Genomic DNA, 24137 nt, shown 5'->3' on the forward strand with positions numbered 1-24137 from the left:
CGGCGATCACCGAGGTGTTCGATCTGCGGCCTGCGGCGATCATTCGTGATCTGGATCTGTTGCGGCCGATCTATGCGCCGACGGCTGCCTATGGGCACTTCGGGCGTACAGACCTGGACGTGCCATGGGAACGCACCGACCGCGCCCCGGCGTTGAAGGACGCGGCGAAGGCGTGACCGTTTCTCGTCGTCGACGTCATCCGCTCACAGCACCTTACTGATCGACGGTGTGCCGTGGGTGGTCGGGAACCGGCCGCAGGTCCGTGCTCCCGGTCACCCGACCGCACCCGTGGGGGTGCGGTTCCAATCCAAGCGTTGGCCTCAAGGCCCCATGAGGAGTGTGTCCCAATGCGCATAGCCGTGACCGGTTCCATCGCGACCGATCACTTGATGGTCTTTCCCGGCAAGTTCTCCGACCAGTTCGTCGTCGACCAACTGGAGAGGGTGTCCCTGTCGTTCTTGGTGGACCAGCTGGATGTCCGTAGGGGAGGTGTGGCCGCCAACATCTCCTTCGGGCTCGGCAGCCTGGGAATGACCCCCATCCTGGTGGGGGCGGTCGGCGCGGACTTCGACGAATACCGTTCCTGGTTGGAGCGGCACGGGGTCGACACCAAGTCGGTGCATGTGTCGCAGACGAAACACACGTCGCGCTTCCTGTGCACCACCGACCAGGTGCAGGCGCAGATCGCGACCTTCTATGCGGGAGCGATGGAGGAGGCGCGGGACATCGAGCTCCAGCCCATCGCCGACCGGGTGGGCGGTCTCGACCTGGTGATGGTGGCGCCCAACGACCCGTTGGCCATGGTGCGGCACACCGAGGAGTGCCGTGCGCGGGGCATCCCGTTCGCCGCTGACCCCTCGCAGCAGCTGGCACGCATGGAAGGCCCCGAGATCCGCACGCTCGTGGAAGGCGCGGCCTACCTGTTCACCAACGAATACGAGACGTCGCTGCTGTTGAAGGAGACGGGTTGGTCGGAGCCGGAGGTGCTCGACCGGGTCGGGTGCTGGGTGAAGACCTACGGCCCCGAGGGGGTGCGGATCGAGAGGAAGGACGCCGATCCGCTGGTGGTGCCCGCCGTGAAGGTGGTCGACGAGGTCGACCCGACCGGTGTCGGTGACGCCTTCCGCGCCGGATTCCTGTGGGGGTTGCACGCGAAGCTCAGCCTGGAGAGAGCGGCACAGGTGGGCTGCACGCTGGCCGCCATCGTCCTGGAAACCGTCGGGACACAGGAATACACGCTGGATCGTGCGGAATTCTCCAAGCGGGTAGCCACGACCTACGGCAGTGAGGCCGCCGCCGAGATCGAATCCAAGCTGCGGGTATGAACATGGACAGTCGTTTTCTCGCCGAGTTGGAGCGGCGGGTTCTCGTCGCGGACGGCGGTATGGGCACCGCGCTCCAGGAGTTCGACCTGACGCTGGACGACTTCGCTCAGCTGGAAGGGTGCAACGAGATCCTCAACGAGACCCGCCCCGACGTCGTGACGTCGGTGTACCGCGGGTTTTTGGAGGCCGGCTCCGACGCCATCGAGACGAACACGTTCGGCACCAACTACGGCAACTTCGGTGAGTACGGCATCCTCGACCGGATCAGGGAGCTGGCCGAGAAGGGCACGACGTTGGCGCGGCAGTGCGCCGACGAGTACTCGACGCCGGACCGGCCGCGGTTCGTGCTCGGTTCGATGGGACCGGGCACGAAACTGCCCACGCTGGGTCACGCTCCGTACGCGGTGTTGCGTGACGCGTACATCGAGAACGCGCTGGGGATGCTCGACGGCGGTGCGGACGCCGTGTTGGTGGAGACGTCGCAGGACCTGTTGCAGACCAAGGCCGCGATCGTCGGTGCGAAGCGGGCGATGACCAAGGCCGGGCGGCGGGTTCCGATCATCGCTCAGGTGACCGTGGAGCAGACGGGCACCATGCTGGTCGGCTCCGAGATCGGTGCGGCGCTCACGGCGTTGGAGCCGCTCGGTATCGACCTGATCGGGATGAACTGCGCCACCGGGCCGGCCGAGATGAGCGAGCACCTGAGGGTGCTGTCCGAGCACGCCCGCGTGCCGATCTCGGTGATGCCCAACGCCGGCCTGCCCGAACTGGGGCCGAACGGCGCGGTGTATCCGCTGCGGCCGGACGAGTTGGCCGAGGCGTTGGCCACGTTCGTCACCGAGTTCGGTACCCGCTTGGTGGGCGGTTGCTGCGGCACCACGCCCGAGCACATGCGGGCGGTGGTGGAGGCGGTGTCGTCGCTGACCCCGAAGGAACGTCGCCCGGACCACAACCCGGCGGTGTCGTCGGTGTACCAGTCGGTGCCGTTCGAGCAGGACGCCTCGATCCTCAACGTCGGGGAGCGGACCAACGCCAACGGGTCGAAGGCGTTCCGTGAGGCGATGCTGGAGGGCCGCTACGACGACTGTGTCGAGATCGCCAAGGCGCAGACCCGTGAAGGCGCGCACATGCTCGACCTGTGTGTGGACTACGTGGGTCGGGACGGCGCCGCCGACATGGCCGAACTGGCCTCCCGGCTCGCCACGGCCTCCACGCTGCCGATCATGGTGGACTCCACTGAGCCTGACGTGGTGCGCACCGGTCTGGAACATCTCGGTGGGCGGTGCACGATCAACTCGGTGAACTACGAGGACGGCACCGGTCCGGACAGTCGCTACCGGCGCGTGCTGGAGCTGGCGGCGGAGCACGGCGCCGCCGTGGTCGTCACCTGCATCGACGAGGAGGGGCAGGCGCGCACCGCCGAATGGAAACTGCGGGTGGCCGAGCGCGCCATCTCCGACCTGACCAATAACTGGGGACTGGACAAATCGTCGATCATCATCGACTGTCTCGTGTTCCCCATCACCACGGGACAGGAGGAGGTTCGCAAGGACGCGCTGGAGACCATCGAGGCGATCCGGGAGCTGAAGCGGCGTCACCCCGACGTCATGACGACACTGGGCTTGTCGAACGTGTCGTTCGGGCTCAACCCGGCCGCACGGCAGGTGCTGAACTCGGTCTTCCTGCACGAATGCCGGGAAGCGGGACTGGACTCGGCCATCCTGAACTCGTCCAAGATCCTGCCCATGAACAAGATCGAGGACGAGCCGAAGCAGGTCGCACTCGACCTCGTCTACGACCGGCGCCAGGACGACTACGACCCGCTGCAGCGACTCATGCAGCTGTTCGAGGGCAAGACGGCGTCCTCGACGCGCGCCTCGCGAGCCGAGGAGTTGGCGAAGCTACCGCTGTTCGAACGGCTGGAGAAACGTATCGTCGAAGGCGAGATCACCGGCCTGGAAGAGGATCTCGACGCGGCGATGCGGGAGAAGAAGCCGCTCGACATCGTCAACGAGCACCTACTCGCCGGCATGAAGGTGGTCGGTGACCTGTTCGGTTCGGGCCAGATGCAACTGCCGTTCGTGCTGCAGTCGGCCGAGACGATGAAAGCGGCGGTGGCCTACCTGGAACCGCACATGGAGAAGACCGACTCCGGGGGTAAGGGCAAGCTTCTGCTGGCCACGGTGAAGGGCGACGTCCACGACATCGGCAAGAACCTGGTCGACATCATCGTGTCGAACAACGGCTACGACGTCGTGAACATCGGCATCAAGCAGCCGATCAACGCTATCCTGGAGGCAGCGGAACAGCACCGGGTCGATGCCATCGGGATGTCGGGACTGCTGGTGAAGTCCACCGTCATCATGAAGGACAACCTGCAGGAGATGAACTCCCGCGGGGTCGCGCAGAAGTATCCGGTGTTGCTCGGTGGGGCCGCGTTGACCCGCACCTACGTCGAGAACGATCTGGACGAGATCTACGAGGGTGACGTCCGCTACGCCAAGGACGCCTTCGAGGGCCTCAAGCTGATGGACCGGGTCATGGCCATCAAACGCGGTGAGACCCCGGAGGAGGACGCCGCCGAGGAGGCGAAGAAGGCCGAGCGCAAGGCTCGTCGACAGCGGTCGCTGCGGATCGCCGAGAAGCGGAAGGCCGAGCAGGGGCCGGAGCCCGACCTCTACGACACGACGCGCTCGGACGTCGATCCCGATGTCCCTGTGCCGACGCCGCCGTTCTGGGGTGCCAAGGTCGTCAAGGGCGTGGCCGTGGCGGACTACCTGTCGTTGCTCGACGAGCGGGCGACGTTCTTTGGGCAATGGGGTCTACGGGGAGCGAGGAAGGGCGAAGGTCCCTCGTACGAGGAACTGGTGGAGAGCGAGGGCAGGCCGCGGCTGCGGGCGTGGATCGACGAGCTGTCCACCCAGGGCATCCTCGCTCACGCGGCGCTGGTGTACGGGTACTTCCCGTGCTATTCGGACGGCAATGATCTGATAGTGCTGGAGAAGGAGGAACCGGACGCGCTGGAGCGGGTGCGGTTCAGGTTCCCCCGGCAGCGGCGCGACCGCAGGCTCTGCCTGGCCGACTTCTTCCGTTCGAAGGAGAAGGCCGAGCAGACCGGCCAGGTGGACGTCCTACCCATGCAGCTCGTCACGATGGGCCAACCCATCGCCGACTACGCCAACGAGCTGTTCGCGCGCAACGCCTACCGGGACTACCTGGAGATCCACGGGCTCAGCGTGCAGCTCACCGAGGCGCTGGCCGAGTACTGGCACCGCCGGATTCGGCAGGAGCTGCTGTTCCCCTCCGGTACCCCCGTGGCGGACGAGGACCCGGAGGACGTGGAGCAGTTCTTCAGACTGGGTTACCGAGGAGCACGGTTCTCCTTCGGCTACGGTGCTTGCCCGGATCTGGAGGACCGCGCGAAGATCGTGGAACTGCTCGACGCCGAGCGTATCGGTGTGGTGTTGTCCGAGGAGTTCCAGCTGCATCCGGAGCAGTCGACGGACGCGATCGTGGCCCACCACCCTGAGGCTAAGTACTTCAACACCTAACCAGTGGGGTCGTTCCCACGACGAGAAAGGAAACTATGAGCGCGAAGTTGCAGAAGGTGAACGGCCTCGAGTTCGCCGTCGCCGATCTGTCGTTGGCCGAGGCAGGCAGGCATCAGATCCGGTTGGCGGAACACGAGATGCCCGGCCTGATGGCGACTCGCAAGGAGTACGCGGCCTCGAAGCCGCTGAAGGGCGCCAAGATCGCCGGTTCGCTGCACATGACCGTGCAGACGGCGGTGCTGATCGAGACGCTGGTGGAACTCGGCGCCGAGGTGCGGTGGGCGTCGTGCAACATCTACTCCACGCAGGACGAGGCCGCCGCCGCGATCGTGGTGGGTCGCAACGGCACCCCGGAAAAGCCCGAGGGCGTGCCCGTCTTCGCCTGGAAGGGCGAGACGCTGGAGGAGTACTGGTGGTGCACCGACCAGATCTTCCGCTTCGGCGACGACGGTCCGAACATGATCCTCGACGACGGCGGTGACGCCTCCATGCTCGTGCACAAGGGCGTGGAGTTCGAGGCCGCCGGCGCCGTGCCCGAGCCCTCGGAGAACGACTCCGAGGAGTACAGGATCGTGCTGGACCGGCTGCGGAAGAGCCTCGCCGAGGACTCCCAGAGGTTCACCCGCATCGCGTCCAACATCAGGGGCGTCACCGAGGAGACCACCACGGGGGTGCTCCGCCTGTACGAGTACGCCAAGAGCGGTGAGCTGCTGTTCCCGGCCATCAACGTCAATGACTCGGTGACGAAGTCGAAGTTCGACAACAAGTACGGTTGCCGTCACTCGCTGGTCGACGGCATCAACCGTGCCACCGACGTGCTGATCGGCGGCAAGGTGGCCGTGGTGTGCGGCTACGGTGACGTCGGCAAGGGCAGTGCCGAGTCGCTGCGGGGCCAGGGCGCCCGAGTGATCGTCACCGAGATCGACCCGATCTGCGCGCTGCAGGCGGCGATGGACGGGTTCGAGGTGACCGTGCTGGAGGACGTCGTCGAGACGGCCGACATCTTCATCACCACCACCGGGAACTTCAACATCATCACCGCCGAGCACATGTCTCGGATGAAGCACCAGGCGATCGTCGGCAACATCGGCCACTTCGACAACGAGATCGATGTCGCCGGCCTGGAGAGGATCCCGGGCATCAAGCGGGTCGAGATCAAGCCGCAGGTCGACGAGTACGTCTTCCCCGACGGCCACTCGATCATCCTGCTGAGCAGGGGCAGGCTGCTCAACCTCGGCAACGCCACGGGTCACCCGAGCTTCGTGATGTCCAACAGCTTCACCAACCAGGTGCTGGCGCAGATCGAGCTGTTCACCAAGCCGGGCGAGTACGACAAGCAGGTGTACGTGCTGCCCAAGAAGCTCGACGAGAAGGTCGCGCGGCTGCACCTCGACGCCCTCGGCGTCAAGTTGACCAAGCTGACCAAGGAACAGGCCGAGTACATCGGCGTCGACGTGGAGGGCCCCTACAAGCCCGACCACTACCGTTACTGATGGTGCTGACCGTGAGGGCCCGCCGAGTGCCCGACTGCGGGACCGGTGGCCCTCACGGTGCCCCTCCCGAAGGGAGTTGATCGTGCGGAGGGTTGTCGACCGGCTGAGCAGCGAGCGGTGTCCGACGTTCTCGGTGGAGTTCTTCCCACCTCGGAACGAGGCGGAGGAGGCCATTCTGTGGAAGTCGATCCGCGAGCTGGAGTCGCTTGACCCCGCGTACATGTCCATCACCTACGGAGCGGGTGGGTCGAGCCGCGACGGCACCATCCACAACATCGCCCGGGTCGCCACCGACACCACGCTGGTGCCGATGGCGCATCTGACGGCGGTGAATCACTCGGTGGCGGAGTTGCGTAACGTCATCGGGCATTTCGCGGCCGTGGGCGTGCACAACATCCTCGCGTTGCGGGGTGATCCGCCCGGAGACCCGATGGGGGAGTGGGTGGCGCACCCCGAGGGTCTGAACTACGCGGAAGAGCTCGTTCGGCTGATCCGTGAGCTGGGCGACTTCTGCGTCGGTGTGTCGGCGTTCCCGTACGGTCATCCTAGATCGCCCGATCTGGAGACCGACACGCGGTATCTGCTCCGCAAGCTCGATGCGGGCGCCGACTTCGCGATCGCGCAGTTGTTCTTCGAGGCCGAGGACTTCCTTCGGTTGCGGGATCGCGTGGCGACGGGCAGTGACGCGCTGATGCTGCCCGGGATCATGCCGCTCACCACACCGCGGACCTGGCGGAAGACCATCGAGCTGTCCGGGGCCACGCCACCGCGGTGGCTGTCCGATCGGCTCGAACCGCTCACCGACGATCCGAAGGCGTTCCGTGCCGAGGGGTTGAACGTCATCACGGAGCTGTGTGAGCGGTTGCTTGCCGAAGGGGTGCCGGAGCTGCACTTCTACACCTTCAACCGGTCGAAGGCCACGCGGGAGTTGGTGGATCGGCTCGGGCTGCGTTCGTCTCGCGCGGAACCCGTCCTCGCCGCGCAACACTGAAAAAGGCGTCCCACGGAAAAAACCGTGGGACCGTGGTGACCGCTCAACGGGGAGCGGTCACCTTCGCCCGCGTTCTCGAAAACGCTTTTTTGTACGGATCGTGACTCGGTGGTTCTCCTGCGTTCCTTCGGGGTGTGAGGGAAACGGCGGAACTGCCGAATCCCCCTGTTCGTTGCCGGAACGGGACTTTCGACGATCCGTCGGGCGGACCGACGTAATCGAGGACACACTGTTTCCGGCAATGGGGCGGGCCGTTTCGCCCGTTGCTCACCGCGGTGTCCACTGTGTCCACCGTGACTTCGGGGACACGAAAGAGGCCATGACCGACTTCGTCGAATCCTTTACTAATCTTGAGGTGGCGATGCGTCTAGGGTTGGCCATTCGCACTGACGCCGGGCGAGGTGGGTATGACGAGTGCACAGGATCTGAACGGGCGGTCGCACCAGCGCGGTGAATTCCGTGTTACGTGGCGCGGATACGATCGTGCCGAAGTCGAAAAGTGCGTGCGAGAGCTACGAGACGCACTTCACACGGCGACCGCCGAGCGGGATGCCGCCGTCGACGATATCCGCCGCCAGTCCGCCGAACTGGCGGCGTTGCGTGCCGAGAATCAGAAACTGAGGCAGAGCCTCGATCGCGTGTGCCGGACGCCTGTGGAGACCGACGGGCTGTCGGAACGGCTGTGGCGCATGGTGGACCTTGCGCAGAAAGAAGCGCAGGACATTCTCGAGGGAGCGCGGGCCGAGGCCGAACGTCGGCGCGAGGAGATGGACAAGCGCGAGGCCGAGCTGGAGCTTCGGCGTGCCGAGCTCGAGTCGGAACATCGGGAGCTCGTGCACCGCATCAAGGCCGAGGCCGCGGCCGAAGCGGAGGAGGCGGCGCGGAAGCGCCGGGAGGAAGACGAGCGAGCTGTCCGCCGCAGGCAGGAGCTCGAACGCGATTTCGCGAAGAGTTTGGCGGTGCGCAGGGAGGAGATGAACCGCGCGCTCGCGCGGCGTGAGGAAGCCGCGAAGGCCGAGGCCGAACGGATCGTGGCTGAGGCGAACACGCGAGCGGAGCGGATTGTGTCCCAGGCCACGGCCCGCGTGCGCACCTTGGAAGCGGCGCGTCGCCGTGCTGTCGCCGAGCTGCGCACGGCGCGGGAAGCGCTGGCCGGGGCGTTGCCGCTGGTCGAGCCGTTGCCCGACGAGGCCGCTGTGGATCGCACCGTGAAATCCGGACCGCCGTCGGTGTGTGGGGCGGGCACCGGTTCGGGTGCCAGGCCCGCCGCGCACCTGGTGCGTCGACCCTCGAATCTGCCGGTACAGCGCGTTGCCGGACCGACCGTGTCGACCACAAGGTGAGGACCGGTATCGTCGCGGGGATGACCGGGCACTCGAAGGAGGTGAGCGGATGGCTCGGCCGTGCGTGCTGCTGAAGTACGGCGAACTCATGCTCAAAGGACGTAATCGCGGCAGGTTCGAGGATCATCTGCGCGAGGCGTTGCAGCATGCGATGGACGGGGCGTCCGCTCCTGTCCGGATCTCCCAGCGACCGGGTGTGGTGGTGTTGTCCGGTGCGCCGCTCGATGAGCTCGTCGAGCGGGCGCACCGAGTGATCGGTGTCAACGTCGTGCAGCCTGCGTTTCGCGCCGGGCATTCGGTCGACGACACCGTGGCGACCGTGTCGCAGGCGTTGCAGGAGCGGTTCGGCAGTCCCGAACAGTCCGGTGCTCGCCGGTTCGCGGTCCGCGCCCGCCGTAGGGACAAGACCTTCCCGATGGGTTCGGACCGGCTCGCCGCGCACGTCGGCAGCAAGGTGGTCGAGGAGTGGGGTTGGCCCGTCGACCTGACCAACCCCGAGGTGGAGATCACCATCGAGGTCGATCACCGCGAGGTGTTCGTCTCGTTGGAGAAGCAGCGTGGTCAGGGTGGACTGCCCGTGGGCGCCAGCGGGCGCGCGCTGGTTCTGCTGTCGGGCGGCTACGACTCGCCGGTCGCCGCGTACCGCGCCATGCGGCGCGGGCTGCGCTGTGACTTCGTGCACTTCACGGGCGCGCCGCTGACCGGGCCGTCGTCGACCTACAAGGCGTACGCGCTGGTGCGGGAACTCGACCGGTTCCAGGGCGACTCGCGGCTGCACGTGATCCCCATCGGGAATGCGCAGCGAGCGTTGGCCACGGCCGGGGCGGGTGATCTTCAGATCATCGCCCAGCGCAGGCTCATGGTCCATACCGCCGACGCGCTCGCTCGGGATCTCGGCGCGCAGGCACTGGTCGTCGGCGACAGCCTGGGCCAGGTGTCCAGCCAGACGTTGGCGAACATGGCGACCGTGGAGCAGGCCGCGTCGTTGCCGCTGTTGCGTCCTCTGGTGGCCTGGGACAAGGACGAGATCATCGCTGAGGCCCGCCGCATCGGCACGGCCGAGATCTCGAAGCTGCCCGACGAGGATTGTTGCAGTCTGCTGTCGCCGCCGCGGGTGGCGACCCGTACCACGCCGACACAGCTGGAAGGTGTCGAGCGCAGGATGGAGCTGGACGAGCTGGTGCCGAAGTTGCTGGCTGACGTCCAGGTCCACGTTCCCGGGGCGGCGTGACGTCCGTTTCCCGAAGGGTTTGAGCCCGCTTTCCGTCCGCCGGATGCGGACGGGAAGCGGGGAAACCCCGGTCACGGCGAAAGTCCCGGCCCGAATCCTTCCCAGGGGTTCTCGAAGGTCACGTTGCATCGGCTTTTTCATCAAGATGACGCCGTGAAGCGGGTGGGGATTGCTACTGTTTCCCTCCGTGGGGAATCTCCGTTCTCGAATTACGTCGTGGTTCACGCGTCGTTACTTCGCGCGGGTGCAGAAAAAAGGTCTCGACCTGTCGAAGATCGCTCTGTTGCCGGACGATGTGCTGATGCCACTGCGCCGCGACGGCCTGGACCCGGTGCCCGAACTGGGGCGTAAGCGGGCAGAGGAACCGGTGAGCAAGCTGCCGGTGCCGTTCGGCCTGAACGTGTGGCTGGTGACGGGTTACGACGAGGCCAAGGCCGTCCTCGGGGACGCCAAGACGTTCAGTAACGACTTCACCAACCTCGTCGGCAAGACCAGTGCGCGGGCCGAGGACAATCCGGGCGGTCTCGGGTTCTCCGACCCACCCGTGCACACGCGTCTGCGCAAGTTGCTGACGCCGGAGTTCACGATGCGGCGGCTGGCGCGACTCAAGCCGGAGATCGAGACGATCGTGAACGAACGTCTCGACGTGATCGCCGAGGCCGACGGGCCGGTCGATCTTGTGGAGGAGTTCGCGCTGCCCATCCCGTCGTTGGTGATCTGCGAGCTCCTCGGAGTGCCGTACTCCGACCGTGCCGAGTTCCAGCACCTGGCGGTCCAGCGCTTCGACCTCTTCGGCGGTGCGGCCGCTTCCCTCGGGGCCATCTCCGAGTCGCTGGAGTACTTGCTGACCGTGGTCCGTAAGGAGCGGGAGAACCCGGGCGACGGCCTTCTCGGCATGATCATCAAAGAGCACGGTGACGAGATCGAGGACCGGGAACTCGCCGGGCTGGCTGACGGGGTGCTCACGGGTGGTTTCGAGACCACCGCCAGCATGTTGTCACTCGGTGCGCTCGTGCTGTTACAGGACCGGGAGATGTTCAAACGCATCCACGACGATGACGAGCCGGTGCACGGATTCGTCGAGGAACTGTTGCGTTACCTCGCGGTGGTGCAGGTGGCGTTTCCCCGGTTCGCGCGTGAGGACGTCGAGGTCGGCGGCGTGACCATCAAACAGGGTGACATGGCGATCGTGTCGTTGAGCGGCGCCAACCGCGACGAGAAACTGGGCCAGGGCCTGGAGATCTTCGACGGTACTCGGCCGCCGATGTCGCACCTCGCGTTCGGCTACGGCGTGCATCGCTGCGTCGGCGCGGAGTTGGCCCGCATGGAGTTGCGTGCCGCTTACCCGGCCTTGGTCCGGCGTTTTCCGTCGATGCGGTTGGCCGTGCCCGTGGAAGATCTTGAGTTCCGCAAGACCTCGGCCGTCTACAGCGTGGAGAAACTCCCCATTCTGGTCGACTGAGCCCATCCTCGGCGTTCGCGGTCCTCGAATATCGACTTTTTGTCATCGACTGATCACCGATAGCGGCTGAAAACACCCGCCACGGCCGAATTCGTGGCGGGTGTTCTCGTGCTGTTCTCGGGCCGGGTGATTCAGGCTTCTTCCGGCGCTGATTCGCCCTCCTGTCTGCTGCGAACAGGTTCGGGGTGGAAGCCGCATGTCTTGTCGCTCCTCGGGTAGTCGGAAAGCGACAGCAGCGGCAGACAACAGCGGCAACAGCGCTGTGCGAGCAGGAGGGCATCATGAAGGCAGTGGTTTACAAGGGGCCCAACGAGGTCCAGGTGGAGCAAGTCGAGGACCCGAAGATCGAAGCTACGACCGACGTGATCGTTCGAGTCACCACGACCGCGATCTGTGGGTCCGACCTACACATGTACGAGGGCCGAACGGTCGCCGAACCCGGAATCGTGTTCGGCCACGAGAACATGGGCGTGGTGGAAGAGATCGGCCCAGGCGTCACGAGCCTGCAGAAGGGCGACCGAGTCGTCATGCCGTTCAACGTCGCATGCGGCTTCTGCCGTAACTGCCTGGCGGGGAAGACCGGGTTCTGCTTGACGGTGAACCCCGGGTTCGCGGGCGGAGCCTACGGCTACGTCGGCATGGGGCCGTACAAGGGCGGCCAGGCCGAATACCTGCGCGTGCCGTTCGCGGACTTCAACTGCTTGAAACTTCCACCCGGCAGGGAGCACGAGGACGACTTCGCGATGCTCGCCGACATCTTCCCCACCGGCTACCACGCGACGGAGCTCGCCGGTGTGGCACCGGGCGACACCGTCGCCGTGTTCGGTGGAGGACCCGTTGGGTTGATGGCGGCGTACTCGTCGATCCTGCGCGGTGCTTCTCAGGTGTTCGTGGCGGACAAGGTGCCCGACCGTCTGAGGGTGGCCGAGGAGATCGGCGCGACCCCGATCGACTTCACCAAGGGAAGTGCCGCTGAACAGATCGTCGACAGTACGGGAGGCGGTGTGGACAGGGGCATCGACGCGGTGGGCTACCAGGCCACGGTGCCCGAGGGTGAGGAACAGCCCTCCGTAGTGCTCAACGATCTCGTCGAAGCGGTGCGGCCCACCGGTTCGCTGGGTGTGGTGGGGCTCTATGTGCCGAAGGATCCCGGTGGACCGACGGAGGACGCACGCAACGGCCGGTTGCTCATCAGCGTCGGCAAGTTCTTCGAGAAGGGTCTGCGGATGGCTACCGGGCAGACCAACGTGAAGGCCTACAACCGGCAGCTGCGGGACCTCATCATCGCGGGTAGGGCCGAGCCGAGCTTCGTGGTGTCGCAGCGGCGTCCCCTGGACGAGGCACCCGATGCCTACGCCCGGTTCGACCGCCGTGAGCCGGGCTATACCAAGGTCGTCCTCAAGCCGTGACGCTCGCGACCGCTGTGCGACCCGGTGGTGTGTCACTCGGGTCGGTGAACATGTTCGACCGGGGACGGATTTTTTGCTCCGCGCCGGGTGTGAAACCCATGCGTGAGGGAACTCCTCAATTGCCCGAGGAGGGAGGGACGAATGAGTTACTCATCCGCGCACCCCTGGCGCGCGACGGCAGGGATGCGGTCACGCCCAGCGGTGCAGACGGCTGCGGGCTTGGTCGGTGCGGTGTTCCTGTTGGTCGGCATCTTGGGGTTCATCCCCGGAATCACGACCAATTACAGCACCATGCAGTTCGCCGGGCACGAATCCCAGGCGATGCTGTTCGGCATCTTCCAGGTGTCGATTCTGCACAACATCGTGCACCTGCTGTTCGGAGTCGCCGGGTTGAGCATGATGCGCTCAGCGGGTGCGGCACGCACGTTCCTGATCGGCGGTGGATTGATCTACCTGGCGCTGTGGGTGTACGGCTTGATCGTCGGGAGTGAGTCCACGGCGAACTTCGTTCCGCTCAACAATGCCGACAACTGGCTTCACCTCGGCCTCGCCATCGGCATGACTGGGTTGGGTCTGGCGTTGGGCGCGGGCGGGCGCAGTACCGAGACGCCGCGCTGAGGCTTCGACAACCGAGAGAATTGAGAAACCACCTTGCCCGTTCAGGCGGGCAAGGTGGTTTCTCTGTGTCCAAAACAGATTTATTTCTGTCCTTAGTGGACATATCAAGTCTTATTTTCCCTCGGAAAGGGCGTTAACTCCGCCTCTGGATGGTCCGTAGATATAAGCGTGTCCGCGCGTGCGGGTGCTTGCGACACCTTCGTGGGGACGTGATTCATATCGGCCATCTTGGACGGTTGCCGAGTTCGGCTCATCGCGGTCGAGGGCGCCGATGGGCGCTTTCAGGTGACTACACAGCGTTTCAAAATTGTGGCCCGTAGTGTTGGAGACGGGCAGGAAAGGAACGGCAGAGGTGTCTTTCGGGGTTCGCCGGCCGCTGGGTAGCAGCGCTGTCGCCCTCGACTCCGCTGACCGGTGCAGTGTCTCCGCTGTCTCCGCTGTCTTCACTGTCTTCACCGTTTTCGCCGACTTCACTGCCTACGCTGTGTTGGTCGCATTCGTTCTCATCGTCTCTGCCGTTGCGCTGTTTTTTCCTGGTCACCCGGAGGTTTTCGAGTTCCCTCGAGGGCCTCCACGGCCACCGCAGGCATTCATTCGGCCGCCCGTCAGCGATCGCTTCACGACTCAGCAGGAGGAACGCATCGTGACCGACTCCAAAGCCGCCGAGAGCGATTCGGCGCATGTCGACCAACCCATTTTCCTCGACCCCCGGGGACGGCGGCGGATGTGGTTGCGGTTGACGGCCGGTGTGACGACGGGGACGGGCGTCGTCGCCGTGGTCACGTGCGGGCTGCTTTTCTCCGAGCGGCCGTCATCGGCGACCAACTCACTCGCGCTACCGGGCAGGGAGATCGTTTCCTCCGGCGCGATGAGCGATGTTTTTTCCCTGCAACCAGGCGATGTCCGAAACGGTGCCGCCGGGGGCCGCGGAGACCTCGAACCTTCGAGGGAACGGGCCAGGGACGACGTGCTTGGTGAACAGGTGCCGTCCGAGCCGTCCCCGCTCGTTCCGGAGCCCTCCGAACCACTCGATGACGCTCTCGACACGGCTCCGTTCGAGGAGATCCACGCCGGAGGCGGTGAGGAGTCAGGAACCGGCACCGAGGCCAGTGGTGCCGAGCTCGACGGCACGAACAGCGAAAACAGGGAGCTCCAAGACACCCACAGCGGCGCCATGGAGTTCACCGGGACCGAGGCCGAGGGGGGCTCCGAGGGAGAAGCCGACGGCACCTTCGAGGTGGAGCCCGGCGGTACGGAGACCGACGGAAGCGACGCCGAGGGTGTTGAGGGACACGCCGGTGGAGAGGACGGTGTCGAGGAGAGCACCGGGGAGAACAGCGAGGAGAACACCGCCGACAACACCGAGGAGAGCACCGGGGAGAACACCGCCGACGATGGCGTGGGATACGCCGGTGGAGAAGACGGCGCCGAAGGCGCGGAGGAGGACACCGACAGCGCCGATGGCACCGAGCCCCAACTCGCAGAGGAAAGCCCTGCCCCGATGGAAGTGCCGCCACGGCACACCTTCTCCACGGAGGAATGGTTCTCGATACTCGACGATTCCCTGACGGGTCCGCAGCAGCTGCGGGACCGGTGAGGGGAACACAGTCATGCGAGTCCGAGGATCGTGGATCGTCGCGGGTGTCATCGGCCTGTTGTTCGTCCTGACGCTGCTCATCGCTGGGTGGGCCATGTCGGAGATCGGCAACGACGCCAAACCCGAACGGGAATTCGAAAGTCAGTCGGACGTGCCGAGCGCGGTGCTCAACGGGGGCACACTCGTGCACGCCCAGGACGATTCGGTGGCGTCCACGGCGATGCCGCCACACACCGTGGCCCTGACTTTCGACGACGGACCCGATCCGGTGTGGACACCACAGATCCTCGAAGTACTGAACAAACACGACGTGCCCGCCACCTTCTTCGTGGTCGGATCGATGGCCGCACGTCATCCGGAGCTGGTCCGCGACATCCACGAGTCCGGTTCCGAACTCGGCGTGCACACGTTCACCCACCCAGATCTCGCGCAGGTTTCCTCGTGGCGGGTCGAACGCGAACTGGACCAGACCCAGATGGTGCTCGCAGGCGCGGCCGGAGTGACTACGCGACTGTTTCGGCCTCCGTACTCGTCGACGACGGAAGCCCTCGACAATCCCGCCTACGATGTGGTGCGCAAAGCGGGGGAACTCGGCTATGTCAGCGTGTTCAGCGACATCGACAGTGCCGACTGGCAACGGCCGGGCGTCGATGCCATCGTGCGCAACGCGACACCGCCGGACGGCCAGGGCGGAGTGGTGCTGCTGCACGATGCCGGGGGCGACCGGTCACAGACAGTAGCCGCCCTCGACGTGCTCATTCCTCAGCTCAAGGAACAGGGCTACCGATTCACCACCATCACCGACGTGATCGGCACCGACCGCGCCGACCCCGCGTCGGCGGAGGACCGTGCCTCGGGCTCCGCTTTCGTTCTCCTCGTCAACGGGGCCCTGGCCGTGGTGACCGTGTTGAAGTGGCTGCTGGTCGTGGTGGGCGCGCTCACGGTGCTGCGCCTGCTTCTGCTCGTCGTGGTGGCACGCGGGCACGCCGCGAGACACAGACGTCGACGTTCTCGGTGGGGGCCGCCGGTCACCGATCCAGTGTCGGTGATCGTGCCCGCGTACAACGAGGCCGCCAACATCGAGGCCACCGTCAGATCGGCGGCCGCGAGCACCCAACCGGTCGAGATCATCGTGGTCGACGACGGGTCCACCGACGGCACCGCCGACCTCGTGGAGGCACTCAAACTGCCGGGTGTCCGGGTGCTGCGGCGACCGAACCGGGGCAAGGCCGCCGCGCTCAACACGGGTATCGCCGCCGCGAGTCACGAGCTCATCGTCATGGTCGACGGTGACACCGTGTTCGAACCGACCACGGTGCACGAACTGGTGCAGCCGTTCGCCGACCCGGAGGTCGGTGCGGTCTCGGGCAACGTCAAGATCGCCAACCGGGAGACGCTGCTGGCCCGGCTGCAACACATCGAGTACGTTGTCGGATTCAACGTCGACCGGCGAGTCCACGATGTCATGCGTTCGATGCCGACCGTGCCCGGCGCGGGAGGTGCGTTCCGACGCTCGGCACTGCTTCAGGTAGGCGGGCTGAGTGCGCAGACCCTCGCCGAGGACACCGACCTCACCATCAGCATCGGTCGAGCCGGCTGGCACACGGTGTTCCAGGAGAAGGCCGTGACGTGGACGGAGGCCCCGACCACCGTGCGTCAGCTGTGGCGGCAACGGTTCCGCTGGACGTACGGCACGCTGCAGGCTCTGTGGAAACACCGAAAGAGCATCGTGCAGCGCGGAGCCGCGGGCAGATTGGGCCGGTTCGGGCTGCTGCACGTGATGTGTTTCCAGGTTCTGCTACCCATGATCGCCCCGGTGCTCGACGTCTTCCTCGTGTACGGGGTGTTGTTCCTCGACCCGTGGACCACGGTGCTGCTCTGGTCGACCATGCTCGGTATACAAGCGGCCGCGGCGGCGTTCGCCTTCCGCCTGGACGGCGAACGTAAGACGGTGTTGTGGTTGCTGCCCGCTCAGCAACTGATCTACCGGCAGTTGATGTACGTGGTGCTGGTGCAGTCGCTCGCCGCCGCGGCCTCGGGTGTGCGCGTGCGGTGGCAGTACATGCGTCGCGCCGGCACCGCGCGGTTCCCGGCCATGCGTACCCCGGAAGCGACCGTTCCGGCCCCGAGGTCCACGTCCGAGGACGGGAGGGCCACCGCGACCGCGGAGACTGTGGCGGACGCTCCGACTTCCTCGTCCTCACCCGGGAAACCTCGGGTCCGCGAGCGCTGGCTCGATGTACTCCGGGCGGCCGCGCTGGGGCGGGTGATGCTATACCACACGGTGGGCTGGCCCTGGCTGAGCATGGTGTTCCCCGCGATGGGCGTCATGTTCGCCATCGGTGGGTCGTTGGCGGCCAGGTCGATGAACAACCAGCCGGCCGTGGACGTCGTCGGCCGGCGGATCATCAGGCTGTTGCCCCCACTGTGGGGGCTGGCCGTCGTGATGGTGCCGTTGATGCTGATGTTCGGCTGGAGCGCGGCCACAGAGGAAAGCTGGGCCGGTGATGCACTGCGTTGGCCGGAACTCGCGCTGTGGATCTTCCCCGTTCTCGATCCGCCCCACAGCGATTGGGGGTTGGGCCGGGACGCGGCGATCGTTCTGTGGTACGTGCGCGCCTACCTGTGGTTCGTGCTGTTGACCCCGGTGTTGCTGCGACTGTTCCGCCGTCGACCGTTCGTCACCACGCTGACACCTCTCGCCGTCGTCGCCGCTGACGTGGTGCTCGGCTCACCACTGTCCGGAATGGGCGACGTGGGGCAGGGCGTGCTCGACTTCTGCACATTCGGTGCCTGTTGGGTGCTCGGCTTCGCGCATCGGGACGGACTGCTCGCCCGTGCCCGTGCCGGGGTGCTCGTGACGGTGGCGGCGTTGTCGATATCGGCAGGACTGTGGTGGGCCGCGACCCATCCCGCGTGGGGTTCCTACGACCTCAACGAGATCCCGTTGGGACAGGCGTTGGTGAGCGCGGGCTTCGTGCTCGTGGCGCTGCGTGTGTCACCGTCGCTGCGTCTGCTCGACCGCGTGCCCGCGCTGAACCGACTCGTCACCGTGCTCAACTCCCGCGCGGTCACGGTGTATCTGTGGCACAACGTGGCCATCTACCTCGCCGCGCCCCTCGTGTCGTGGTGGGGCGAGTACTCGCGGGTGGAACATTTCACGCTCGCCGTGCTGTTGACGGCGGGTGCCGTGTTCCTGTTCGGCTGGGTGGAGGACGTGGCGGCGCGACGCCGCATCCAGTTCCTGCCGGGAGCTCCGCCGAAACCGAAACACGCGAGAACACGTCTCCGCACGGCGAAAGCGTGAAATGTTCCGGATGTCGAGCTTTAACCCCAGATCTCGCCCGCCCACTCGGGATGGTCGATGAACGGGTTGCGGTTGTGCTGGAACTGCTCGTAGATGACCTCGTTGCGGTTGCGTTCGAAGTCGTCCACCGGGTCGGCCTCGTGCCACTCCAACAGCACCGATATCCGACCGTGGTACGGCGCGGAACCGTTACCGACCTGGTCGTTGAGTTCCAGATCAGAGTAACCGTCGTTGCCCTCGTACCGGACCGCCATGTACATCAACATCCGGGCGACATCGCCCTTCACCTCGTCCCGCGGTTCGAACGAGTCGTTGTCGGTGTAGTTGTCGGGGGCGCCGTCCACGGGGTCGCCACCGTTGTCGAAGTCCTTGTTGCCACGGATGCTGTTCACCTGGACGTCGGTGGGCCGCAGGTGGTGCAGGTCGGCGCCCGGGCCTGAGGTGCCGAAACCACCGTGGGACTTGGCCCACACGTGTTCCCGGTTCCAGTCACCCACGTTGCCGCCGTTGGAGTTCTTCGAGCGGGACTCGCCGCTGTAGAGCAGAACGACGTTGTTCGGATTCGCTGGGTCCTCGTCCGTGGCCTTGATGCCGTCCCAGATCTCGCCGTAGGACAGTTGCTCGGCATCACTGATGATGTCGTGCAAGGCGTCCTTCAGCGCCTCGCCGGTGAGTCCTTCGGTTCCGGAGTAGTAGTCGTCGAACGGTGCTTCGGCCGACGCGGGAGCCCCCACGACCACGACCGTCGCTGTGAGGGCGACCGCAAGCCACCGCCCGGTTCGAGTACGCATGCCCCGACCTCGTTTCTGCGCGCAGTTCGAACTGGTCGGGTGCACGGTTCCATGAAGCGAGCGGCCGAGAGTACCGACGAACGTTGTAATTACCGTCCGTGAACGTGGATCACAGCGAGGGCGGCGGGTGGGGGAGCGAATCGGTGGGCTCACCGTCGCTGCCCGGTGGCTGCTCGTCGTCACCGGGTGACCGATCTCCGTTGGGGGTCCGGTCCTCACCGCTGTCCGGGGAACGGCCGTCGGTTTCGGATGGTCGGTCGACGTCCTCGGTCGGGCGTTCGACGACCACGTCGAACCGCCGGGCGATCTCGTCCGCCGTCGCGGTGAGACCCTGGGCGTGGAAAAGCTGCACCAGGCGTCGGTGGAGGGTTGAGCGCAAGGCGGGTTCGGTGTTGTCCGTGAGCTGCTCCACCGCGTCGACCAGGCGGAGGGTGGGATCGGGTTCGGCGGTGGTGCCCTCGACCACGGCGGGCGGGGTGAAAAGGGATGCCTGTCCGTTCTCGTGGTGAGGCGGGGTGAACGGTTCCTGATCCCACGGCGGAACGTGGGTGGCGTGTGCGGCGGATGTCAGTCGCCGTAGTTTCTCGATATCGTTCACCGTCTTGGTGAGCCCGTCGGGGTCCTGCAGATTACGGGCGAACCACCACAGCACCGCCGTGCCGGGATCACGCAGTACCTCCTTGCCGATGTAGTCGCGCAGGCTGAGTTCGTGGGCACGCTCCTGTTCCCACAGTGCCCGGTCCTTACGCAGCTTCGCCATCCGTGCGAGCCGTTCTGAGTCCTCTGTGGACAATTTAAGTGTGACGTCGGTGGCCCAGACGTAGTGGCCGTTGACCACCTGTTGTCTCTCAGCCAGGTAAGAACTCAGATTCGTCGTGGCCATGGTGGAGTCTTCGGGATGGTGCTGCTGAGTCAGCCCGGCCGCACGTGTGATCACGAACTGTTTGGCGGCCGCGCCGAAGTCGGTTGTCATGGCGGGGACGTGTGGTTGCCGTTCCCACAGCACGGTGGCGGAGAACAGGAAGCGGTAGTCCTGCTCCTGGCTGGGCAGCGGGAGTTCGGAGATGGTTTCCCGCCGTGGCGTGGGGCCCGACGGCGGAACGGGCGTCGGTGGGGGAACGTGCTGTCGGAGGGGCGTGGAGGCGTTGAGTTCGCGTTCGTGCAGGGCCGAGCGCAGCACGACCACGGTCACCGTGGCGAGGACGGCTGCGAACGGCAACCACACCCAGGTCGCCCAGCCCAGGACAAGGCCGAGAACGATGATCGTGCCGCCGGCGACCACTCCTCCGATGGCGGCGATGCGGTTTGCGAGGCTGTCCATCTAGCGTGGTTCTCCTTGTGAGGCGAGGAAGTGCAGGTTCTGGCTGGTGTCGAGACGGTGGACCAGTTCGGTGAGGAGGTCCCTGCCGTCGCGATGACGGTCGGCCGGGAGCTTGCGTGCCCATGCCGTCGCGGCGTGTTCGAGACGGCTCACGGCGAGTCCGTCACCCCCGGCCGCGTCCACCAGTAGATCCAGCACCGAATTCCGGTCGTCGGTGTCGAGTACCGCGGTGAGCCAGGAGTGCGCACCGCTTCCCCAGGCGTCGAGGGCGTGGCGTTGCACGAGGCGCCAGCAGTGGACCAACTGGCCGCGGACCACGCGATCGTCGAGCAGAGGCCTGCCGCGTTCTCGTCTGTCGAGCAGACGGCGGGGGGCGATGATCGAAAAGAACAGCTCCACATCTCGAAGACGTCGTTTTTCGAGCGTTTCTCCGAACCGGTGTACGACGCGGCGCAGGAACAGCCGGTCGTGGGCGAGGTTTTCGAGCATGTCACCGGCGTGGTCGGCCACGTCGGGGTTCGAATGATGCGCGAGATGGTGCAGGCGCACCACCGCCTGGTCGGGATACAGAGGAGCGATGACCTCGGCACTCAAGCGCACCAGCAGAAGGTGGAATCGTGCGGACAGGTCGGTTCTGCGTTGGGCCCATTCGCGGACGCGCCGTCGGAAATGCGCGCCGTGCCGTTCGTCGAGGAGGCCGGCCCGAAGCATCGCGTGTATGCAGTCGAGCAGGTTTTCCGGGACGTCGTTCGACGGACTCGCCCATGCCGCCGCCACGGAAGTCACGTGATCGGGACGACCGACCGCGAGGCACTGCTCGGTGAAACGCAGGGCGAGGGTGATGCGTTCGGTCGGTGCCAGTACCCGGTGACCGGCCAGGCGTTCCACCCACTGCCGCAGTGGTGCACGCAGCTCCGGGTGGTCGGCCCAGAAGTAGTCGCGCACGTGGCGGTGGTGGAAGTCAGTTCTGCGAAAACGGACCTTCCGGTGCCGGTCGACCTCGAAGCCCACCGTGTCGAGATGTCCGCTCAACCCCTGGCGTTCCAGGGAATGTGTGTCCGGCTCTGGGAACCGAACTATTTTGTGCAAGGCTTTGCGGGCCGCCCACACGGCGTCGGTCGAAGCGCCTTCCAGCATGGCCGCCGCGAGGATCAACGCCCGGTCGTATCCGTTCGGGTGGGAGTCGAGCCACCGGGACACCTCGGTGGCTTTGTCACTGATGGCGGTGCGGGCCTGTTGAGTCCACTTCCCGAACGATCCTCGCGGGTCGCGGCCGCGTTCGGCGGCGGCGAGCGCCGCCAGCTCGGCGAGGTCGGCCATGCGTCTGGTGGTCAGCTCACCGATCAGGCCTTCGAGTTCGTGCGCGGAGTGTTCGACACCGTGGGCGGCCAGGTGTCTGGCCAACACCGGACGCACCGGTGGTGGATCGAGTTTCCGGACGAATTGTCTCCAGGGCTCGGAAAGCCGTACGGAGATGTCGCGGGAGACGAGGACGACGAGATGGCACTTCTTCTCGTCGAGGTGTTGCCGTTCCTGCTGCACGGCCGTCAGCAGGCGGTCGGCGTTCTCGGCGGTGGACGACGACAGGTCGAGTAGTAGCCCGTCGTTTTCCTCCACATCGCCCAGATCCAGGTCGGGTGTCGATTCGTCGTCGTACTCGGCGGAGATCTCGCGACAGTTCCCGTCGGCCGGGATGACGGATCGCAACAGCATCAATGCCGTCGTGCGACGCCCGGTGCCCGGTTCGCCGCTGAGCATCACGGTGCGGTTGGTGCTCAGCGCGTTCCTCAGCGAGGAGTATTCCGGAGGAGGGACGAAGGTCTCCTCGACCGGTGTGAGAGTGTCCTGCTGCAACAGGCGTGGTGTGACCGGTTCCTGCAGCATCCGTCGGAGTTCGACGGACAGCGTGTCGTCCGATGCCCCGAACAGCTGGATTATCGTGCCGTGGTTGTCCCGGCCGACATGCGTCTGGCCGTCGCCTTCGGTGCGTGTACCCCACGGTGTCGTGCGCGGTGCTGTGGCGGTCATCGGGCGCGCCTGCCCTTCGTGGTCTGCCTGATGACGCCCGCGTTGTCACCGCCGATGTGGACCTGCCCGTCGCCCTCGTAGCGCGGACCCTGGTGCTGGTCGCCGTGCACGGTGGTCACGGTGTTGCCGCTACCCGAGGCGTCGATCCCGGTGGTGATCCGACTTCCGCCCTGTGCCACCGGTCCGTCGACGTGCGTGACCGTGGTTGTGGCGGTGACGTGGTCGGTCTCCGGTGTCGCTCGATCGTCTTCGGTGTCCGGATCGGTGTCGCGGTGGGGTTCGAATCCGTGGGCCAGCAGTCCGCCCGACGGTTTCGGAACCCGTAGGTAGGCCACGCCCCGGTATTCTTTCTCCTTCGCCTCCACCCGGTGGTAGAGGCTCGTACCTTCGGCGCTGTACCCGGCGGCGACGACGTCGTCGATCACCCGCTCCGGAACGATCGCCGCCACGCAGGTCTCCGGGCCGGAAGCGTCCAACACCGAGCGCACCGCGGAAGAGTCCAGCAGGCGATGCGTCTCCACACGGGTGGCACCGCTGCCGCGGCTGATCGACTCGGCGTCGGTGTCGGTCAGGGGGCCGACGTTGACACTCACTCGCATCCGGATCGGATGGGGGAGGAGGGAGTTCTGGAATTCGAGCACGTCCTGGAGCGCGGCAAGTAACGGATTCAACAGGAACGGGACGTACCGGCTGCCAAAGCAGAGGAAGTAGCCGTCGCCCGTGGTGCCTTGGAAAAGGGCCTTCTCCCAGAGCCAGTCGAGTCCGCAATGTTGGAACGCGTGCCGCAGCAGGCCGGGGATCGCTTGGGTCACCTGCGCGTGGTCGCGTCCGGGAACACTGCCGAACCCGCGCATGTCCACGATGAACAGGGCGCGGTAGTCGGGCAGCTCGGTGACTTCGGTGCGTGCTGTGGCGAGCTCGGTCATGTCGTCGCCTTTCGCTCGGGCGGGTGAGAACGAACGTGTCGAGAGTGGCCGGAACAGGTGGTCGCGGACTGTCCGCCGCCGGACAGTCGAGATGTGGTGCTGATCACTTTCCCGTCTCGATGTCGGTGTGTCGGGCGAGGGCGGCGGGGTCGGAGACGACGAGGCGCGGCCCCGGCCCCAGGACCCCCGTCCGGCGCAGTTCCGCTATCTGTTCCGCGACGGTGCTGCGGGCCAGCCCGAGTGCTTTGGCCAAAGCTTCCTGCGACAGCGGCACTCGACGTGCCGACGAGGGCGTGTTCCCCTCCAGGACCAGCAGATCCCACAACAGGCGGCATACGCGGGTGAAAGGGCTGCGATGGGCCTGCCGAACCGAGTGCGGGACCGTCTCGGACAGCTTGGCGGCCAGGTATTCGGAGTACGCCGCGTGCGCGTCGTGCGTGTTCAGAAACGACTGGAAGACGGGTGCGGCGATCGCGTGGGCGGTACACCGGTCCACGGCTTTCACTGTGGCGGTGCGAGAGCCGGAAGCCAGAGCCAGCTCGCCGATCAGATCGCCGGCACCGCGCAGAGCGAGCAACACCTCACCGCCGTCGGCATCACCACCGAAAACGGCGATCCGGCCGTTGCTCACCGCGAGGACGAAGCCGCCGTTGTCCCCCTGCCGCAGTAGGGCCGCGCCGGGGCGATAACTGCGCAGGTGCCCCGCGTCCAGGAGCGCGGCCCAACGCCGAGGTCCGAGCAAGG

Annotated in this window: 17 protein-coding genes; 12 read left to right on the top strand and 5 right to left on the bottom strand. The window is 66.0% G+C overall.

Features of this window, described 5'->3' with window-relative positions:
• The 12 genes from M7H19_RS18305 to M7H19_RS18360 form a co-directional block, all read left to right on the top strand.
• Positions 1-176: methionine adenosyltransferase domain-containing protein (locus M7H19_RS18305; RefSeq protein ID WP_298183407.1), on the top strand; the 176-nt coding region annotated here is incomplete at its 5' end.
• Positions 177-347: 171 nt separating this feature from the next.
• Positions 348-1325: a carbohydrate kinase family protein gene (locus M7H19_RS18310; protein WP_298183309.1), complete on the top strand. Its 978-nt coding sequence runs from the start codon at positions 348-350 to the stop codon at positions 1323-1325.
• 2 nt (positions 1326-1327) lie between these two features.
• Positions 1328-4876, top strand: coding sequence for a methionine synthase (metH, locus tag M7H19_RS18315; protein ID WP_298183409.1), 3549 nt, complete (start codon positions 1328-1330; stop codon positions 4874-4876).
• Between the two features lie 35 nt (positions 4877-4911).
• Positions 4912-6369: an adenosylhomocysteinase gene (gene ahcY, locus M7H19_RS18320; RefSeq protein ID WP_298183313.1), complete on the top strand. Its 1458-nt coding sequence runs from the start codon at positions 4912-4914 to the stop codon at positions 6367-6369.
• An 82-nt stretch (positions 6370-6451) separates the two neighbouring features.
• Entirely contained in the window at positions 6452-7360 is a 909-nt protein-coding gene (locus tag M7H19_RS18325) for a methylenetetrahydrofolate reductase (RefSeq protein ID WP_298183315.1), read from the top strand.
• A 407-nt stretch (positions 7361-7767) separates the two neighbouring features.
• Positions 7768-8703 (top strand): metallopeptidase, encoded by a 936-nt coding sequence (locus tag M7H19_RS18330; RefSeq protein WP_298183317.1) that lies wholly within the window; start codon positions 7768-7770, stop codon positions 8701-8703.
• A 49-nt stretch (positions 8704-8752) separates the two neighbouring features.
• Positions 8753-9934, top strand: coding sequence for a tRNA uracil 4-sulfurtransferase ThiI (thiI, locus tag M7H19_RS18335; RefSeq protein ID WP_298183319.1), 1182 nt, complete (start codon positions 8753-8755; stop codon positions 9932-9934).
• 187 nt (positions 9935-10121) lie between these two features.
• Complete coding sequence (locus tag M7H19_RS18340) at positions 10122-11396, top strand: cytochrome P450 (protein WP_298183321.1); 1275 nt, start codon at positions 10122-10124, stop codon at positions 11394-11396.
• A gap of 281 nt (positions 11397-11677) precedes the next feature.
• Complete coding sequence (locus M7H19_RS18345; protein WP_298183324.1) at positions 11678-12805, top strand: glutathione-independent formaldehyde dehydrogenase; 1128 nt, start codon at positions 11678-11680, stop codon at positions 12803-12805.
• A gap of 141 nt (positions 12806-12946) precedes the next feature.
• Positions 12947-13423, top strand: a complete 477-nt coding sequence (locus tag M7H19_RS18350) for a DUF4383 domain-containing protein (RefSeq protein ID WP_298183327.1) — start codon at positions 12947-12949, stop codon at positions 13421-13423.
• 643 nt (positions 13424-14066) lie between these two features.
• Positions 14067-15020, top strand: a complete 954-nt coding sequence (locus tag M7H19_RS18355) for a hypothetical protein (protein WP_298183330.1) — start codon at positions 14067-14069, stop codon at positions 15018-15020.
• 13 nt (positions 15021-15033) lie between these two features.
• Positions 15034-18327, top strand: coding sequence for a glycosyltransferase (locus M7H19_RS18360; protein WP_298183333.1), 3294 nt, complete (start codon positions 15034-15036; stop codon positions 18325-18327).
• Positions 18328-18347: 20 nt separating this feature from the next.
• Here M7H19_RS18360 and M7H19_RS18365 read toward each other — a convergent pair whose 3' ends face one another.
• The 5 genes from M7H19_RS18365 to M7H19_RS18385 all read right to left on the bottom strand — a co-directional run bounded on the left by M7H19_RS18365 (position 18348) and on the right by M7H19_RS18385 (position 24135).
• A complete protein-coding gene (locus M7H19_RS18365) occupies positions 18348-19118 on the bottom strand; it encodes an endonuclease (protein WP_298183335.1) in 771 nt (256 codons plus the stop codon).
• Between the two features lie 109 nt (positions 19119-19227).
• Positions 19228-20439 (bottom strand): hypothetical protein, encoded by a 1212-nt coding sequence (locus M7H19_RS18370; RefSeq protein WP_298183337.1) that lies wholly within the window; start codon positions 20437-20439, stop codon positions 19228-19230.
• Positions 20440-22467 (bottom strand): hypothetical protein, encoded by a 2028-nt coding sequence (locus M7H19_RS18375; protein ID WP_298183339.1) that lies wholly within the window; start codon positions 22465-22467, stop codon positions 20440-20442.
• Complete coding sequence (locus tag M7H19_RS18380) at positions 22464-23393, bottom strand: hypothetical protein (RefSeq protein ID WP_298183342.1); 930 nt, start codon at positions 23391-23393, stop codon at positions 22464-22466. The genes M7H19_RS18375 and M7H19_RS18380 overlap by 4 nt, the downstream gene beginning before the upstream one ends.
• A gap of 103 nt (positions 23394-23496) precedes the next feature.
• On the bottom strand, positions 23497-24135 hold the full coding sequence (locus tag M7H19_RS18385) for a Crp/Fnr family transcriptional regulator (protein ID WP_298183345.1): 639 nt from the start codon (positions 24133-24135) through the stop codon (positions 23497-23499).
• Positions 24136-24137: the final 2 nt, after the last annotated feature.

Origin of the sequence: Saccharomonospora sp. (assembly GCF_027317685.1) — a bacterium.
In the GTDB taxonomy this organism is placed as follows: Bacteria; Actinomycetota; Actinomycetes; order Mycobacteriales; family Pseudonocardiaceae; genus Saccharomonospora.